The 17,092-nt window shown below is 70.4% G+C and carries 16 protein-coding genes; 9 read left to right on the top strand and 7 right to left on the bottom strand.

Going from position 1 to position 17,092, the window contains the following annotated elements:
* Positions 1-32: 32 nt before the first annotated feature.
* Entirely contained in the window at positions 33-629 is a 597-nt protein-coding gene (locus ABD481_RS28485) for a hypothetical protein (protein ID WP_344668861.1), read from the bottom strand.
* A 350-nt stretch (positions 630-979) separates the two neighbouring features.
* Here ABD481_RS28485 and ABD481_RS28480 point away from each other — a divergent pair, with 350 nt between their 5' ends.
* Positions 980-1,732 carry an aspartate/glutamate racemase family protein gene (locus ABD481_RS28480; protein ID WP_344668860.1) on the top strand — a complete coding sequence of 251 codons (753 nt, stop codon included), beginning with the start codon at positions 980-982 and terminating at the stop codon, positions 1,730-1,732.
* A 79-nt stretch (positions 1,733-1,811) separates the two neighbouring features.
* Here the strand turns inward: ABD481_RS28480 and ABD481_RS28475 are convergent, their stop codons facing one another.
* Positions 1,812-2,483, bottom strand: coding sequence for an NADPH-dependent F420 reductase (locus ABD481_RS28475; RefSeq protein WP_344668859.1), 672 nt, complete (start codon positions 2,481-2,483; stop codon positions 1,812-1,814).
* Between the two features lie 46 nt (positions 2,484-2,529).
* Positions 2,530-3,696, bottom strand: a complete 1,167-nt coding sequence (locus ABD481_RS28470) for an aminotransferase class V-fold PLP-dependent enzyme (RefSeq protein WP_344668858.1) — start codon at positions 3,694-3,696, stop codon at positions 2,530-2,532.
* A 170-nt stretch (positions 3,697-3,866) separates the two neighbouring features.
* Between ABD481_RS28470 and ABD481_RS28465 the strand changes: the two genes are divergently transcribed.
* The gene (locus ABD481_RS28465; RefSeq protein WP_344668857.1) at positions 3,867-5,393 is read left to right on the top strand and encodes an SPFH domain-containing protein; all 1,527 of its coding nucleotides are present in this window, start codon (positions 3,867-3,869) and stop codon (positions 5,391-5,393) included.
* A gap of 32 nt (positions 5,394-5,425) precedes the next feature.
* Here ABD481_RS28465 and ABD481_RS28460 read toward each other — a convergent pair whose 3' ends face one another.
* Positions 5,426-7,327 carry a glycosyltransferase family 39 protein gene (locus ABD481_RS28460; protein WP_344668856.1) on the bottom strand — a complete coding sequence of 634 codons (1,902 nt, stop codon included), beginning with the start codon at positions 7,325-7,327 and terminating at the stop codon, positions 5,426-5,428.
* A 299-nt stretch (positions 7,328-7,626) separates the two neighbouring features.
* Between ABD481_RS28460 and ABD481_RS28455 the strand changes: the two genes are divergently transcribed.
* Positions 7,627-8,361, top strand: coding sequence for a DUF7873 family protein (locus ABD481_RS28455; RefSeq protein ID WP_344668855.1), 735 nt, complete (start codon positions 7,627-7,629; stop codon positions 8,359-8,361).
* A 543-nt stretch (positions 8,362-8,904) separates the two neighbouring features.
* On the opposite strand, the gene ABD481_RS28450 is transcribed toward ABD481_RS28455, so the two are convergent.
* Positions 8,905-10,053 carry a hypothetical protein gene (locus ABD481_RS28450; RefSeq protein WP_344668854.1) on the bottom strand — a complete coding sequence of 383 codons (1,149 nt, stop codon included), beginning with the start codon at positions 10,051-10,053 and terminating at the stop codon, positions 8,905-8,907.
* A 199-nt stretch (positions 10,054-10,252) separates the two neighbouring features.
* On the opposite strand from ABD481_RS28450, the gene ABD481_RS28445 reads away from it, so the two are divergent.
* A complete protein-coding gene (locus ABD481_RS28445; protein ID WP_344668853.1) occupies positions 10,253-11,524 on the top strand; it encodes an MFS transporter in 1,272 nt (423 codons plus the stop codon).
* Between the two features lie 96 nt (positions 11,525-11,620).
* Positions 11,621-12,727, top strand: a complete 1,107-nt coding sequence (locus ABD481_RS28440; RefSeq protein ID WP_344668852.1) for a serine hydrolase domain-containing protein — start codon at positions 11,621-11,623, stop codon at positions 12,725-12,727.
* Between the two features lie 54 nt (positions 12,728-12,781).
* On the opposite strand, the gene ABD481_RS28435 is transcribed toward ABD481_RS28440, so the two are convergent.
* Complete coding sequence (locus ABD481_RS28435) at positions 12,782-13,261, bottom strand: YbaK/EbsC family protein (protein ID WP_344668851.1); 480 nt, start codon at positions 13,259-13,261, stop codon at positions 12,782-12,784.
* Positions 13,262-13,313: 52 nt separating this feature from the next.
* Between ABD481_RS28435 and ABD481_RS28430 the strand changes: the two genes are divergently transcribed.
* Positions 13,314-13,874, top strand: a complete 561-nt coding sequence (locus ABD481_RS28430; RefSeq protein ID WP_344668850.1) for a GNAT family N-acetyltransferase — start codon at positions 13,314-13,316, stop codon at positions 13,872-13,874.
* A 1-nt stretch (position 13,875) separates the two neighbouring features.
* Here ABD481_RS28430 and ABD481_RS28425 read toward each other — a convergent pair whose 3' ends face one another.
* Entirely contained in the window at positions 13,876-14,451 is a 576-nt protein-coding gene (locus tag ABD481_RS28425) for a methylated-DNA--[protein]-cysteine S-methyltransferase (protein ID WP_344668849.1), read from the bottom strand.
* A 49-nt stretch (positions 14,452-14,500) separates the two neighbouring features.
* Here ABD481_RS28425 and ABD481_RS28420 point away from each other — a divergent pair, with 49 nt between their 5' ends.
* The 3 genes from ABD481_RS28420 to ABD481_RS28410 all read left to right on the top strand — a co-directional run.
* Positions 14,501-15,367, top strand: coding sequence for an alpha/beta fold hydrolase (locus tag ABD481_RS28420; RefSeq protein WP_344668848.1), 867 nt, complete (start codon positions 14,501-14,503; stop codon positions 15,365-15,367).
* A gap of 897 nt (positions 15,368-16,264) precedes the next feature.
* The gene (locus ABD481_RS28415) at positions 16,265-16,771 is read left to right on the top strand and encodes a pyridoxamine 5'-phosphate oxidase family protein (protein WP_344668847.1); all 507 of its coding nucleotides are present in this window, start codon (positions 16,265-16,267) and stop codon (positions 16,769-16,771) included.
* 82 nt (positions 16,772-16,853) lie between these two features.
* The coding region (locus ABD481_RS28410) for a hypothetical protein (protein WP_344668846.1) at positions 16,854-17,092 on the top strand (239 nt) is incomplete at its 3' end.

Here is a 17,092-nt window from a genome sequence, read left to right as displayed (position 1 = left end):
GCCATCACGCCGCCGCCCTCACGCCACGGCCGTCACACCACCGAAGCCAACACGTCGTACAGCAACGCCTTGAACGCCCGCCCGTCCCGCAACAAGCTCGTGCTCACCACCAGGCCGCCGTCCGGCAGCATCCAGAACACCCGCCCGGCCACCGGCAGCACCGTGATCCCCAGCTCGAAGTCCCGGGCCCGCCGCCCGAGCTCGCCCTCCAGCTGCTTCACCACGCTCCCCGGCACGGCCGCCGGCCGCCCCGTCGCGCCCCCGGCCGCCGGCCGGTTCTCGTTGGCCCACGCCACCGCGTCCGGGAACCCCGCCGCGAACAGCTTGCGCAGCTTGTGCGACCGGTTCAGCAGCTCGAACCGGGGCGGCGCGAGCATCTCCAGCGTGAACCACTCCTCCAGACGCCCTTCCCACAGCCCCAGCCACAGCCCCGTCCACTGCGCGGTGGCCTGCGCGTCGACCAACGACACCAGCTCCGGCACCACCGCGACCGGCGGCTCCAACGGCGGAATCGGCGGATCCAGATCCGGCGTCATCCCCGCGGCGTCGCGCAGCCACAACACGAGCGTCATGGCTTGCCGGTCGCCCACCTCGATCCGCCAGCCGCCGCTGCCCCTAGCCAATCGCACTTCACCAGCATCGCCGAGGAAACCGCCGAGCGGAACGCCTATCCCGGGGACATCCGGGACCCGAACCCGCGGTGAACGCCGACAGAACACGCACATTCCCCGCATTGCGGCCACACGGCAGCTGGTCAGCGCCTCGGTCCGCACTCCGGTCAGTGCCCAATCAGTGCCCGGCCAGCACTCGTGCAGCGCCCGCTCAGTGTCCGATCTGCCCCCGATCAGCCCCGATCAGCACCCGATCAGAGCCTGCCCGCCGTCTACGCACCACCCCCACCGCCCACAGACCGCACTCCCTGCCGCACAATGGCGGAATCTCAACTCACAGACGACCACCCCTCAAGCCGGAGGCCTCGATGCAGTCCCACCACCATCTCGGCATCCTCGCGCACTCCGCCGAAGGCGCCGCGCTGTCCTTCCAGACCTTCACCCGCGAGGGCTTCACCCGTCTGGGACCGCACGCCCATCCCGACGTCACCCTGGACCTGATCCCGCTGTCCCGCTCCATGCCGCACTGGGAATCAGGGGACTACCCCGCCGTCCGCGCCATCCTGCGCGAGAGCGCCGAACGCCTCGCCGCCGCCGGCGCCGACTTCTTCATCTGCCCCGACAACACCGCCCACCTGGCCTTCGAACTCGACGGCGATCCCTACCCGCTGCCCGGCCTGCACATCGCCGAAGTCGTCGCCGACACCGCCGCCGAGCGCGGCCACCGCAAGGTCGGCATCCTCGGCACCCGCTTCACCATGGAAGGCCCCGTATACCCCCGGGCCCTGGCCGCCCGCGGCATCGAGGCCGTCATCCCCGCCAAACCCGACCGCCGCACCATCGACGCCATCATCTTCGAAGAACTCGTCAACGGCGTCTTCACCGACGCCAGCCGCGCCGCCTACCGCGCCGTCATCACCACCCTCGCCGCCGAGGGCTGCGACGCCGTCGCCCTGGTCTGCACCGAGATCCCGCTGCTGGTCACCCCGGACTTCTCGCCCCTGCCGACCCTGGACTCCACCCGGCTGCAGGCGCGCGCCGCCTTCGACGTCGCGATCGGCGTCCGACCACTGCCGACCTGGTACGGCGGGCCCCTGGAGCGCAGCACGGCCCGGTCCTGACCGGACCGGGCCGCGTCTCACGCTCGTGCGCACATCACAAGAACGGCAAGCACTGCAAGCACTGCAAGCACTGCTGGCACTACACGAACGGCGTGTCCTCGCCCCGCAACACGCCGATGTTCCACATCCCCGACCCGCCCCCGAGCACGCCGTTCATGTGCACCCACATGATCACGAACTGCTCGGTGGCGCGCGACGTGGAGATCCCGCCGAGGTCCTGAATCTGCGGATCCCGCCACCCCATGTCGCGCAGCAGCCCGGCGGTGACGGCCTTGGCGTCGGCGTCGTCCCCGGACAGGAACACCACGTGGTCGCCCGGCACCAGGTCCGGCCGCACCATCACCTTGTTGTTCATGGTGTTCAGCGTCTTCACGACCCGGGCCTGCGGGAAGTCGCGCTGGATCGTCTCGGCGACGCCGAGCCCGTCGAACGTCACCGCGTCCGGCGGGAAGCCCCGCGAGAAGTCCAGCGCGTTCGACACGTCGATCACGACCTTGCCCGCCAGGTTCGCGGCCCCCGCCGCCTCCAGCACGGCCGCCGTGACCAGCCCGCCGGTGGCGTTGACGACGACCTCGCCGAACGTCGCCGCCTCGGCGAAGGTGCCGTGCGCCGAGTGGTTCTCCCCGGCCCAGGTGTGCGCCTCGGCGTTGTCCGCGGTCCGCGAGCCCAGCACCACGCGGTGCCCGACCTGCACCAACCGCGACGCCAGCCGGCGCCCCACCTCCCCGGTGCCGAGAACGGCGATCTGCATCGAGCTTCCCCCTCATAGAGAACAACTGGACCCTGGGTGTCAGGGTCTAGAGAACGGACTTGATCCCCGCGGCGAGCCGGTCGTACTCGGCGGGGGCGTTGTAGATGTTCGCACTGATCCGCAGCAGTGTGTGCCCATTCCACTTCGGCACCGACACCTCGACCCCGAGCCGGTCGGAGATCTCGGCCTGCAGGTCCCGCGGGTCGTCGAACGGCACCGGCAGCGGTACCACGCGCATCGGCACGCCGGGATCGCCGGGCAGCGTCGCCGGGTCCAGGTCCAGCGCCGCCGCCAGCGCCGCCTGCCCGTACTCGACGAGCTTCACGTTGTGCTCGCGGATCCGCTGCGGACCCAGCGCCCGCAGGAACGCGATGCCGTTCGGGCTGGCCAGCAGCGACGTGCGGTCGGTGGTGCCGACCTCGGTCAGCCGATGCGGATACTCGGCCCGCTCGCCCCAGGACACGATCGGGTTGCGCAGCGCCGACCGCCACTGCGGCGCCGCCCAGAACGCCGCCGCAGAGCGCGGCGCATAACCCCACTTGTGCAGGTTCCCGCCCCAGAAGTCCGGATTCAGCGACGCCAGGTCGACCGGCAGCATCCCCGGCGCGTGCGCGGCGTCGACGACCACGATGACGCCCCGCGCCTGCAACGCCGGGACCAGGTCCTCCACCGGGAACCGGCGCGCGGTCATCGACGCCACGTGGTCGATCACCGCCAGCTTGGTCCGCGGCGTCACCGCGTCCAGCACCGCGGCGCTGATCCCGGCGGCGTCGGCGTCGAGCGGCACAGCGGCTGTCACCAGCCGCGCCCCCGCCTCCTCCGCCCGCCGCCCCGCGGCCCACACCGAGGTCTCGTACAGATGGTCGGTGACCAGCACCTCGTCCCCGGCTTCCAGCGGCACCGAGGCGATGGCGATCGACATCGCCGCGGTGGCGTTGGCGACCAGGGCGACGAGGTCGCCGGCCGGCGCCCCGAGGAACTCGGCGGCGGCGCGCGCGGCGGTGTTCAGCCCCGGGCCCAGTTCGCGGCGGAAGAAACGGGTGGCGTTGGCGTTCATCCGCGCCCGCCACTGCTCCTGGTTGGCCCGCACGGTGCGCGGCGCGTTGCCGAAGCCGCCGTGGTTGAGATAGGCGTGGCCCGGCTGCAGATTGTCGAAAAGCTCGCGGACCTCGGTCCAGTCGTCGCCCCACAGGGGGTTCTCGAGGTTGTCCATGTCCCATGATCGTATCCGGTCCGGGCGCGCGGACCCAGAGCCATTCGCGGGCGGGCGGCCCGGAGTGCCCCACGCCTGTCGTCGTGCCCTGCTACGGTGCCGACACGCGGCGTCGGGACCCGGGACCGGTGTCCGGGCCGATATTCGGGTGATCTCCAGGGGGTGGCATCGTGACTGATCAAGGTCGTAATACGTACCTTGACGACGTTTTGGCTCAGCAGGAGCGGTTGGAATCGGATCTGCGCGTGAAGCGGCCGAGCAGTTTCAGCGGCGCGCCGGTCGCGTCGTCGGCGCCGTTCGCGCCGTCGATGCCGCCTCCGCCGCCTCCCGGCGCGGCGCCGATGTCGGTGTCGGCGCCGGCGGACAAGGCGCGGCAGCAGCGCGGAGGCGGATCGGGTGCCGGACCGGGCCGAGGCCGGGCGGCGCGGTTGGAGCAGTTCGCCGCGGACGCGGCGGCCGGACGGACCGGCGGGGCCGGGGGACCGGGAGGTGTGGAAGTGCGGATCACCGGGGTCGGACGCTGGAAGACGGTGCTCGTGCCGCCGAACGCGTTCGTCGTGCACACGCGGCGCGGGGAGGACCGGCCGCGGCACATCGGACTGGGGGTGTCGTTCCGGTACCGGCCGACCACGGACTCGTTCCTGGTGGTGCCGGGGGCGATGCAGACCATCCTGCTCAACGCGTTCTGCATATGCAGCGAGTTGCAGGGCGTCCTGGTGCAGGCCTACGTGCAGTGGATCATCCAGGACTTCGGAACCGCCTACCGCAAGCTGGACTTCTCCGATCCGGAGGACCCGATGCGGCTGGTGAACCTCCAGCTGCGGGAGCAGGCCGAGGCGGCGATCAAGGACAAGGTCGCCACGATGAGCGTGCACGAGGTGCTCAGCGACCGGCAGCCGATCATCGAGGAGCTCACGGCGCGGCTGCGCGGCGTGGCCGAGGGGTCCCGGGGCGGCGCCGAGGGAGCCGGCGGCGACGACGGTGCGGGGCTGGGCCTGCGGATCGTGACGGTCCAGATCAAGGAAGCGGTGGTCAGCTCCAAGACGCTGTGGGAGAACCTGCAGAAGCCGTTCCGCTCCGAGCAGGGACGGCTGGCGGCGCTGGCCGAGCTGGCCGCCGACGGCGCCGTCACCGAGAGCCGCATGGCCGAGGCCCGCAAGCAGGAGACCCGCCGGCTCGGCGACGAGCGCGACCTGGCGGAACTGCGCGCCACCACCGCCGCGCACGAGTTCGACCGCGACAGCCAGGAGCAGGCCCGACGCGACGAGCGCACGCAGGAGATCGCCCGCAAGTCCGCCGAAGCCGCGCACGCGACACGCCTGCACACACTGACGCTGGAGCGCGAGCGGCACGAGCAGGAGACCGTGATGGCGCGCCTCCGGCTGGAGGAGGAGCAGGAGCTGGCGCGGATGCGGCTGGACGCGGAACTCGCCGCGGTACGGGCCCGCTACGCCGCCGACCACGAGCGTCAGCTGATGGAACTGGAGCGGGAGCGCATCCGCAGCGAGATCGCCAACGCGCGCACCGCGTCGGCGCTCCAGGCCGAGCTGATCGGCGCCCTGCCGGAGATCGTCGAGAAGCTGCCGACCCCGTCGGAGTACAAGGCGGTGACGGTGGGCGGCGGCGACGGAGCCTCGCTGGCAGGGATCGTTGCACAGCTGACGGCGGTGGTCAGCGCTTTGCGGACGGGGGAGTAGGGCCCTGAAGTAGAGCTTTCCCTATGTGATGATCAGTCGATGTGGGTCAGCTGCGGCCAGAGCTGGGCCCAGCTCCCACGCGGCTGGCGACACAGGTAGATCGCGGCCCGCTGCGCCGTCTCCCCGTTCGTCAACCCGGCGGGCAGCGTGATCGGCGCGATCTCGTCGACCCGGCCCCAGAACCGACGAAGCTCATCGGGCCGGAACTTGCCGACGCATAACACCGTCTCCGGGCTGCCGGCCGGCGGACCCCAGTAGGTGTAGCTGTCATGCCCGCTGTAGACGGGACGACGCAGCCCGTCGCCGGGCCCGAGAACCGCCAACGCACCAGCCTCACCGAAATCACCGGCGAAGATAGGGACATCGGCCGGCAGCGCCGCAGCGGCATCAGCGACCTGCCGCACCACCCGCGGCCAGCCGTAGGTCTGCATCAGCTCCGGATTCACGCCGCGCAGCGCGGTCGCCGCGGCCGGAGGGAGTATCGGCAGGCCCACGGCCAGGCTGACGGCGAAGGAGATCGCGAGGGGGAGGCGGACTTCGCGGCGCAGGGCTTTGGCGACGGTGGGGTGCTCGGCGCCGGTGTCGCTGGCGCTGGCATTGGCGCTGCTGCTGTCGGTGCCGCTTCTACTGCTGCCGCCACCGATATTGCTGCTGTTGCCGCCGGTGTAATCGCGGCTGGCACCGCTGCTGCCTTCGGCTTTGCTGCCGGTGTCACCGCTGCTGTCGCCGTCGGTGCTGCCGCTGCCGCTGCCAACAGTACTGCTGCTGCCGCCGGTGCATTTGTTGCCACCGCCACTGTCTTCGGCTTTGCTGCCGGTGCCCCTGCCGGTGCTGGTGTTGGTGCTGTAGTTGCTGTCGGTGCCGGTACTGATATTGCTGGTGCGGGCATTGGTAGTGCTGCTGGTGCTCGTGGAACTGGCGCTCGACCTGCCAGCGTCAGCGATGCTGCCCCCAGCCCCCCGCTCAACAACTCGCCGTCGAGTCGCAGCCTCCATCCGCGTCACCCCGGCCGCGAACAGCGGCACCAGCAGCGGCGCGGCGTAGTACACCTTTCCGCCGCCGGCGATGAACACCGCCACTACGACTCCGGCGGTCGGCACCAGCCAGCGGAACTCGCGGTTCTCCGGCGCGGCCAGCCATCGCAGGCCGAAGTACCAGATCCCGATCAGCGCCGTCCCGCCGAGCAGCAGCGGCAGTTCGGGGAACCTCAGCAGCGAGCCCAGTGGGCCGCCCTGCTGGCGGGACAGCACCCGGTCCATCGTCAGGTTCGGCCAGCCGTGCAGTGCGTCCCAGACCAGGTTCGGCGCCGCCAGGGCCAGCGCGAGCGCCGCCGCGATCCACGGCCCCGGCGTCCGCAGCACCTCGCGCCGGTGGCACAGCAGACCGACCGCGATACCCAGCATCAGCACCGCGACCGTGTCCTTGGTCTCCAGCCCGACCCCCGCGACCGTCCCCGCCGCCGCCCACCAGCGTGCCGGTCGGGACTCTTGCAGTGCGCGCGTGACCAGCACGAACACCGCCGCCCACACCACCTGGTCCAGCACCGTCGTCCCGAACAGCATCGACGCGGCGACGAACACCGGCGACGCCGCCACCGCCGCGGCCGCCAACGTCTGCGCTGCGCCCCGTCCGCCGAAGCGGGCCGCCAGCGCCGCGGCGAGCACTATGCACCCGAGCTGTGCCGCGATCGCCAGCAACCGCACGCCCAACAGCCCGCCGGCCGCGTCGCCGAGCCGGGCCAGCAACGGCGCGATCGGCGGCTGGTCCACGTACCCGAACATCGGGTGTCTACCGCAGACGACGTAGTAGAACTCGTCATGGTGCCACCCGAAGCGCGTTGCCACCGCCAAGTGCGCCACCGCCGCCACGGCGGCCACCGCCATCACCGGCCGCCAAGCCATCACCGGCCGCCAAGCCATCACGTTCCCGCTCATCCCCGCATCCCCCTCCGGAACGGTCGCCACGGCCAGCGTGGCCGGAACAGCCCCCTGCCACCCGGCAGCATAGGGATGACTGACTAAGTCGGTCAATCAAGTCGGGACGACGACCGGCGTTCGCGAAATTCCCTCCATCCGTCCGTCAAGGTTCTGCCATCATCAGGACATCGCACCGGACGCGTCGGACCGGCGGGCCCCGACCCGCCACGGCGATTGTCGGCCCGTGTCCATAGGCTGCGATCAGAACATTCAGACTCATGCAAGCGACCGAACATCCATTTGGGGGGAACACAACCATGGCCACCAAGCTCAGCCAGATCATCGCCATCGAGAAGGGCGTCAAGAGCAAGTCCTACGCCGACCTCACCCAGGCCCACCACGACGTCCAGAAGCAGCCGCTGCTCACCGGCCTGAGCCGCGTCTACCAGCCCAAGGACGAGGACGGCGAGCAGCTCCCGCCGGAGTCCACCCGCGTCCAGGTCAAGGCCGAGGACGTCCTCCACCAGATCAGCGCCGGCCTCACCCGCCTGTTCGACGTCACCGCCACCAAGGACTGGGCGAACTGCACCGCGCGGGCCGACGTCGTCGTCGAGGGCCGCACCCTGCTGCGCGACGTCCCCGTGTCCTACCTTCTCTTCCTGGAGAAGCAGCTCACCGACCTGCACACCTTCGTGAAGAAGCTGCCGGTGCTGGACGCCAGCGAGGCGTGGTCCCACGATGCTTCTACAGACTGGTACCGCACCGAAGCCGTCCGCACCCTGCGCACGAAGAAGGTGCCGCGCAACCACGTCAAGGCCGAGGCCACTGAGAAGCACCCGGCGCAGGTCGAGGTCTACTACGAGGACATCGCCGTCGGCTACTGGACCCAGACCAAGTTCTCCGGCGCCCTGCCGGCCCAGCGCGTCAACGAACTGGTCGAGCGCGTCGAGAAGCTGAGCCAGGCGGTGAAGTTCGCGCGCGAGGAGGCGAACACCTTCGAGGTCACCGACCAGCACGTCGGCGAGGCCGTATTCGGCTACCTCTTCGGCTGATCGTTCCGCTAGGATCGACGGCGAGCGACCAAGCTTAATATGACGCTTGAGATTGATCGACATCGTGACAGTGGGGGTTCGAGTCCCTCCCTCTGCATTCCGCGCGGAGGTAGCCCAAATGGTAGAGGCAGCGATGAGTAACCTCAGACTCTCGCTCCAAGCTAAGTCCTCGCCGTCCATCGCCGGATCGACCGGAAGTGGGTCTTTCACTGAGGTTGCGGGTTCGACCCCCGTTCCCTGCTTTCCGTGCGGGGATAGCTCAATCGGTAGAGCACAGTGTCATGAGACTAACCCGCTTTCTTAAACGCCATCGGCGTGCGCACAACGACGGCACCACGCCTGAGCTGCGTGGAGAGGCCCAGGGCGGGCAAAACCCTGGGCCTCGCCCTCTTTCCGGGCCCTGACCTTCGGGCTCCACCGTCCGGGCTCTGACCGTTCGGGCCCCCACCGTCCGAGCCCTGACCGTTCGAGCCCTGACTGTCCGGCTCTGACCGTCCGGGCCCTGAATCCGGCGCTCGCCGCCCCGCCGCAGCTCGCCACCGACTACCCGAGCCCCGGCCCCGCGTACTCCCGCCCCTCCGCCTCGGCCAGCTTCCGCCCGGCGTCGAGCTGGAACGGACTGATACCGCCGACGTCCCACGGCCCCACACTCCCGGCCCGCAGCGCGGCATCACTCTTCCCCGGCAGCATCAGCTCCTTGCGGAGCACCTCCACCGGCTTGTCCGCCACCGCGAACCAGTCCGTCGCCATGAAGTCGTTGCTGCCCGAGCACAGCGCCGCACGGCGCAGCGCGTCGCCGAAACGCGCCGCCATCCCGGGCTGGGACAGGTGCCCCCGGTCGGCCTCGAACAGCCCGGCCCCGGTCGCCAGCGCCCCGGTCTCGAACAGGCTGACCACCATGGCCAGCAGGGAGAAGGCGTGGAGGTCGTCGTTGGCGCGGGCGATGAACGCGAACACCTCGATCTCGGACTCCACACGGGTGCCGTAGTCGGCCAGGATGTGGACCCAGTCGTGCTGCGCCAGCAGCGGGGGCGCCGAGCCCGGCGAACCGGGGAAGGAGAAGCCGCGGGTCTTGTAGAACTCGTACACGCCCCGGCCCAGGGTCCCGACCGGCAGCCCGCCCAGCGACGCCCAACGGCCGGCCAGCGCCGGGTCGTCCTCCACCGGCGCCCACGGGCCGTGCAGAGCGCCGTCGCCGACGTGCAGGTGGCCGGCGTGTCCGAGGTCGAAGTCGTGCAGGTAGCCGTTCCGGTCGAAGTCGATCGCGGCGAGACGGCGGCCGCGGTCGGCGGAGGCGTGCAGCACGTCTTCGAGATCGTCGTGCAAGGCCAGCTCGGCGGCGAACTCCGCGACCCGGCCGGCCACGGCCGCCGGGAGCGGGTCCAGCACCAGCTCGGTGGTGAACATCATCTGCACGACCCGGCCTCGGAACGCCGCGTTGCGGCGGTGCAGGTCCTGCGCGAACTCCTGGGCGCTATAGGGCTTCTCGGCCAGTCCGGCCTGCACCGCCGCCGGATCGATGTCGAAGCCGGTGAGCGAGTGGAACATCGCCGCCAGCAACGTCTGCTGGAGCCCGGTCAGTCCGGCCTCCGGCGCCACCGCGGAGATCACGCCGCGGGCCACGGTCGCGACTTCGGCGGCGTCCGGCGGCAGCAGGAGGACGGAGGCGGCGTCGGGGAGCGGGACAGGCATGCGGGGCCTTCCGTTCTCGGGGGCGCGGTCACGGCGTGAGCCACGCTCATTCTGGCGCGGCGCGCACGTCTACGCGGTGCCGTTCAGGAGATGTCAGGGAACCCGCCGATAGGACGTCGGCCCGCGCGGAAATATCTTGTGACGCCTCCTGTGTTGCCCCTGCGACGACGCCATTGGTCTAGACCTAGAGGGGGGCGCCATGACGGCGACCTGTGATGTCCCCATACGCACTGTTTCGCCGCTGTGGAGTCGCGACTTCCGGCTCTACTTCACCGCCCGCCTGGTCTCGCTGCTCGGCGACGCGATGCTGCCGGTGGCGTTGCTGTACGGGGTCGTCGAGCTCGGCTACGGCACCACCGGCGTCGGGCTGGTGCTGGCCGCGCAGATGGTCCCGTTCGTGGCGTTCGTCCTGTTCGGCGGCGTCCTCGCGGACCGGTTCACGCCGCAGCGGATGATGGTCGGCGCCGACGCCGGGCGCTTCGTCCTCCAGGCCGCCAGCGCCACGGCGTTCGCGGTCGGACACCCCGCGCTGTGGCTGCTGATGGCGCTGTCCGCGCTGCACGGCGTCGGCACCGCCGCCTTCCAACCCGGCCTGGCCAGCATGGTCACCCAGGTGTCGAACGACCTCCAGCGGGCGAACGCCGTCGTCCGGGTCGCCGAGTCGATGGCCAACCTCGGCGGTCCGGCGCTGGCCGGCGTCCTGATCGCGGTCGCCGGCGTGCCGGTGGTGCTGGCGGTCGACTCCGCCACCTTCGCGGTGAGCGGCCTGTGCCTGATGGCGCTGCGGCTGCGCCCGCTCCCCAAGTCCGGCACCGAGGTCTCCACCTGGCGCAACCTGGTCGAGGGCTGGAATGAATTCCGCTCCCGGACCTGGATGTACGCGGTGATCGCGGGCTGGATCGTGCTGGGCATCACGGTGTGGGGCCCGATCCGCCCGCTGGCCACGATCCTGGTCGCGGACCGGCACGGCGCCTCCGGGCTGGGCCTGATGTGGACCGCCTTCGGCGCCGGCGGCGTGGTCGGCGGCCTGGCCGGGGTCCGGTTCCGGCCGGTCCGGCCGTTGGCCTCCGGGGCGACGGTGCTGCTGGCCTGGGCGGTCTGGCCGCTGATCATGGCCTCCGGCAGCACACTGCCGTTCGTCTGCGCCGGCGCGATGATCGGCGGCGCGACGATCGCCTTCTGGGGCGTGATGTGGTCCACCAGCGTCCAGACCCACATCCCGGCCGGCGTCCTGAACCGGATCTCCGCCTACGAGCTCGCCGGCTCGCTGGTCGCCTTCCCGATCGGCCAGGCCCTGGCCGGCCCGGTCAGCGGCGCGGTCGGCACCAGCGCCGCGCTCTACACCTCCGGAGCGGTGCTGGTGGCGGTGCTGCTCGGGATGCTGAGCGTGCCGGCCGTGCGGAACCTGGGGAACCGGCCGGAGCCGACTCCGGAGCCGGTTTCGGAATCAGTTCCGGAGCCGGCGCGATAGCTGGTGTTATGGCAGACGCCATAACCGGCGGCGGCACCCGACGCGACCGCCGTTATTCGGTCGGAGAGTCGACGCCGGTCGGGTAGCGTCCGCCGTATGGCCGAGATTCAGGGCTCTTATGAGCAACGCTTCGCCGCTGTCGCCGAGACCCTCGCCGAGCAGCTCGACAAGGTCGACCTCGGCGCGTCGGTCGCGGTCTTCGTCGGCGGTGAGCCGGTCGTGGACATCTGGGGCGGGTACTTCGACGCCGCCCGCACCACGCCGTGGGAACGCGACACGATGACCACGGTGAACTCCACGACCAAGCCGATGACAGCGCTGTGCGCGCTGCTGCTCATCGACCGCGGCGACCTCGACCCGGACGCGCCGGTCGCGCGCTACTGGCCGGAGTTCGCCGCGGCGGGCAAGGAGAACGTGCTGGTCCGGCACGTGCTCTCGCATACCGCCGGGCTGGCCGACTGGCCCGGCACCATGACCGTCGACGAGCTCTACGACTGGGACGCGTGCATCACCCGGCTGGCCGCCGCCCCACCGCAATGGGAGCCCGGCACCGCCTGCGGCTACCACTCCATGACGTTCGGATACCTGATCGGCGAGCTCGTCCGCCGGATCTCCGGACGCAGCCTCGGCACGTACTTCGCCGACGAGGTCGCCGGGCCGCTGGGGGCCGACTTCCACATCGGGCTGTCCGCGCAGGACGAGCACCGGGTCGCACCCCTGGTGGCGCCGCCAGGGCTGACGGACGAGTTCTCCTCCGCCGCGGCCGTCGAACGGGACGGCGAGCCGGCCGCAGGCGGAGTCCGGGTCAAGGACGCCAACTCGGTCGCCTGGCACCAGGCCGAGATCCCGGCCGCCAACGGCATCGGCAACGCCAGGTCCGCCGCCCTGGTGCAGGCCGCACTGGGCAACGGGGGAGTGGCCCGGGGCGCGCGCCTGCTGTCCGAGGCGGGATGCGAGCGGGCGTGGCGTCCGGAGTTCAGCGGGAAGGACCGGATCATCACCGTCGAGCAGACCTACAGCCTGGGCTTCGGCGTGTTCGGCACCACGTTCGGCTGGGGCGGCTGGGGCGGGTCGATGGTCATGACCGACCCGAAGTCGCACCTGACCGTCGCCTATGTGATGAATCAGATGCTCGACCCGCTGACCATGACCGACGGCCGCGGGCTCGGCCTGGTGATGGCCGCCTACGGCGGTCTGACCTGAGCGGTCCGGTCGGACGGACCGCTCAGACAGGCGCGCGCCGACGCCGTCGCGGTGTCAGTTCACCGCGACGACGTCGCCGCCGGTCACGCGGACCAGCTCGTCGAACGTCAGCGGGAACACGGTGTGCGCGTGCCCAGCCGCGGCCCAGACCTCCGGATAGTCGCGCAGCGCCATGTCGATGACCGTGCGCACCGGCGCCGGGTGCCCGACCGGCGCGACGCCGCCGATGCGCTGCCCGGTGTGCTCGTACACGAATTCCTTCGTGGCCCGGCCCAGGCTCGTGACCCCGAGGTCGGCGGCCAGCTTCGCGGTGTCCACCCGGTGCGCGCCGGAGGTGAGTACCAGCAGCGGGGCCCCGTCGGCGTCGAAGATCAGACTGTTCGCGATGGCGCCGACCTCGCACCCGATCTGATCGGCGGCCGCCTGGGCGTTCGGCGCCGACTCCGGCAGCACGACGACCCGGGGCTCGAAGCCCTTCGTCCGCAGCTTCGTCTCGACCGCGAGCACCGCGGGATGGTTGGCGATCCTTTCCATGCCCGCCGATATTAGCTCGGGCGGCGGTGTCCTGTCGGGCACAATACGCGCCATGGAACCGCTTGATCGGCTCGTGGAGCCCACCGAGATCGTCGCGGGCCGCTACCAGCTGCGGCCGCCGTCGCTGCGGGACGTGCCCGACATGATGGCGATGTCCCTGGACGAGGACATCCGGCTGTGGAACCCGCTGGCCTCCGGCGTCTCCGAGGAGCGGGCCCGCGCCTGGGCCGAGAAGTGGGCCGGCTTCGACGAGGGCAAGAGCGCCCTGTTCTGCGTCTACGGAGCCGTCGAGGGCCGCCTGCTCGGCATGGTGTCACTGCACAAGATCGACCTGGACAACTCCGCCGGCGAGCTCGGCTACCGCGTGGCGCCCTGGGCCCGCGGCCAGGGCATAGCGACGGTGGCCGTGCGCACGGTCACCGACTGGGCCTTCGGCTACCTCGGCCTGACACGTATGCAGCTGATCCACGCCGTGGAGAACGCGGCGTCCTGCCGGGTGGCCGACAAGGCCGGCTACTCGATGGAGGGAACGACGCGCAGCTCCTACCGCTACGGCGACGGCAAGCTGCACGACGAGCACATCCACGGCCGACTCGTGACCGACCTCGGCTGACTCACATATCCCAGTCCAGCGCCGGGGGCAGCACGCCCTCCCACGCCAGCAGCCATTCCTTCGTCCGCAGCCCGCCCCCGAACCCGCCGAGCCCATCGGCGGCCAGCACCCGGTGGCAGGGCACGACGATCGGCAGCGGATTGCTGCCCATTATCCCGCCGACCGCCTGCGACGCGGTGACCCCGGCCCCGGAGCCCTTCGCCAGGTCGCCGTACGTGACCGTGTCGCCGAAGGGCACGTCGGCCAGCAGCTTCAACACCCTCAGGCGCAGGCCGCTGACGCCGTACCAGTCCAGCGCGATGTCGAACTTGGTCCGGTCGCCCTCGAAGTACTCGCGCAGCTGGAGCAGCGCCTCGTCCAACTGCGCCCGGGCGATCCGCTCCGGACTGACACTCCGACCCGCCGCCACCGGCGCCTCCGCCGCGACCAGCACCTCCGGATCGAACTCCTCCGCCTCCTGCACCACCTCCGCCTCGGCCCGCCCCCGCTCCTGCGGGAACCGGACCATCCGCAACCCGCGGGGCGTGGCCCCCACCGTCAACGTCCCGATCGGGGTATCAAGCAACGCGGTCTGCATGACCCCCATTGTGCCAATCCGCACCGACACCCGGCGTAGGGTGACCGGCATGCCCCAGGCTTCCGCGAACGGCGTCCACCTCGAATACGAGACCTTCGGCGACCCCACCGCCGACCCGCTCCTGCTCATCATGGGCCTAGGCACCCAGATGACCGCCTGGCCCGTCCCCTTCTGCCAAGCCATCGCCGCCGCCGGCTTCCACGTGATCCGCTTCGACAACCGCGACAGCGGCCTGTCCACGATCCTGGACACCCCCACCCCCGACTTCGGCGCCATCCTCACCGGCGACCTGTCCACCGTCCCATACACCATGTCCGACCTCGCCACCGACGCCGCATCCCTCCTCGACGCCCTCTCCATCCCCACCGCCCACATCGTCGGCGCCTCCATGGGCGGCATGATCGCCCAACAACTGGCCATCGACCACCCCACCCGCACCCGCTCCCTGTGCTCCATGATGTCCACCACCGGCGCCCCCACCGTGGGCCAACCCGCCCCCGAAGTCCTGATGCTGATCTTCGCCCCCACCCCCACAACCCGCGAAGAAGCCATCAACAACACCCAACACCTCTTCGAAATCGTGGGCTCCCCCTCCTACCCCACCCCCACCCTCCACACCCTGATCGCCGAAGCCCACGACCGCTCCCACACCCCCGAAGGCACAGCCCGCCAACTAGCCTGCATCCTCGCCGCCCCCGACCGCACCCCAGCCCTCACCACCATCAAGATCCCCGCAGCGGTAATCCACGGCGAAGCAGACAAACTGGTCGACGTCAGCGGAGGCTACGCAACAGCCGCCGCCCTGGGCATCGATCCCCTGATCGTCCCCGGCGCAGGCCACGACCTACCGGAGGAACTGTGGAAGACGTACGTCGACGCGATCGTGGAGAACGCGAGTCGAGCGACGGGGCAGTGACGCTGGCTAAGCGAGAGCCAAGATAACAGGCCCAAGGATCTTCGAAGAGGACGGCGAGAACAGCAACCGGCCGACTGGCGGGGGACTGGCCGACCGTCGCCCTGACCACTGAAGGTCGCAGCGACGACAAGGCGGCCGATCGCGATGCTGTGGCGGTAAGGCTGGCCGCAGACAATGCGCGAAGCTGACCCGGCGGCCGGGTTACTGAGCAGCCCACCCCATCATGGCAATGCGCGGCAGCCAGCAGAACCAAACGCCATCACGCCCGCTGGCCCCGCCAGCATCACAACCGGCGGCGGCCAACAGAACCGATCGGCATCGCAACCGACTGCCCCGCTACCATCACAACCGGCAGCGGCCAACGAAACCGGTGATCATCGCAACCGGTCGCCCCGCTTTTGACTTTTGGTTTGCCCCAAAGTTAGGTCTTCGGTTCCGGTCTTTCCGTCGCTTCGGCGGGCGCAGCCAATCGCGCCGCCCAGGCGGTGTCAAGGCTCGCATCAGCCGGGGCACGGCACCCAAAGGGTCGCCTTGATACCGCCTGGGCGGTGTGATTCCTTCAGGCGACGATGCGACGGAAAGACCGGAACCGAAACCGGAACCACAGACCAAAGCCGCACCAGCCCGCCTGGCCCACTCTTTCCAGAGCGAGGCCCTCCCCGGAGGGGCCGCCGGAGGCGCAGTTGACCTTGACTGGCTTTTGATCTGGCCTTTGATCTGGCTTTTGACCTTGGGTTTCCCCATCCCCGCAACAGCTCTCGGAGATAGACCCCACCCCCCACCCAACGACCGCCACCGACCAGTCAGCACCATGGCCGAAGGTCGTCATCACCACCCGCATTCGGCACCACCCGAATCCACTGCACACCCCGCCCCCAGCCAGGTACAACTACCCCTATGGATCTTCAGCCCCACGCCGCCACTCTCCCCACCGCCACTCTCCCCACCACCACCCTCCCCACCACCACCCTCATCTCCGACCTCACCACCCACCTCCCCGCTCCCGACCGCCAACGCGTCCAAGACCGCCTCCACAGCAACCTCATGACATGGCTGACAACCGTCCGCCCCGACGGCCAACCCATCACCGTCCCCGTATGGTTCCTAGCCCGCGAAGACGGCACCATCGTCGTCTACAGTCGTGCCACCAAAGCCAAACTTCGCAACATCGCCGACAACCCAAAAGTCAGCCTCGGCCTTGACGTCACCGACATCGGACGCAACATCGTCCGCATCGAGGGCGAGGCACGCCACGACCCCACCCTCCCTCGCGCCGACCAGTACCCCGCCTACCTCGCGAAGTACGTCGAGCGCATGGGTGCCATGTTCGACACCCCCGAAAACTTCGGCGAGCAGTTCACCGCCGGCCTGGTCATCACCCCTACAAAGATCTACGCGGCGTGACCCGCCGAACCTCGTAGAGCTGCTTGTGCTGAACCCCGGCCTCCATCGCCGCCACCTCCGCGTCGGCCGAGGCCTGATCGGAGTGCCGGGACATCAGAAACCGATTGCCATTGTCATCCTGACGCCAGACCTCGAACTCTTCGACCCTCGCCCCGACCCCGACCCCGACCCCGACCCCGACCCCGACCCCGACCCCGACCCCGACCCCGACCCCGACCCCGACCCCGACCCCGACCCCGGGCTCGACCTCGACCTCGATCCCAGCCTCGACTCCGGCCTGGGCCCCGACACGAGCATCACGTCCATCACCCCCACCCCCAC

It is taken from the genome of Catenulispora yoronensis, from assembly GCF_039531695.1.
In the GTDB taxonomy this organism is placed as follows: domain Bacteria; phylum Actinomycetota; class Actinomycetes; order Streptomycetales; family Catenulisporaceae; genus Catenulispora; species Catenulispora yoronensis.
Note: the sequence above shows the minus strand (reverse complement) of the source record. Positions and strands in the feature narration are given on the sequence as shown.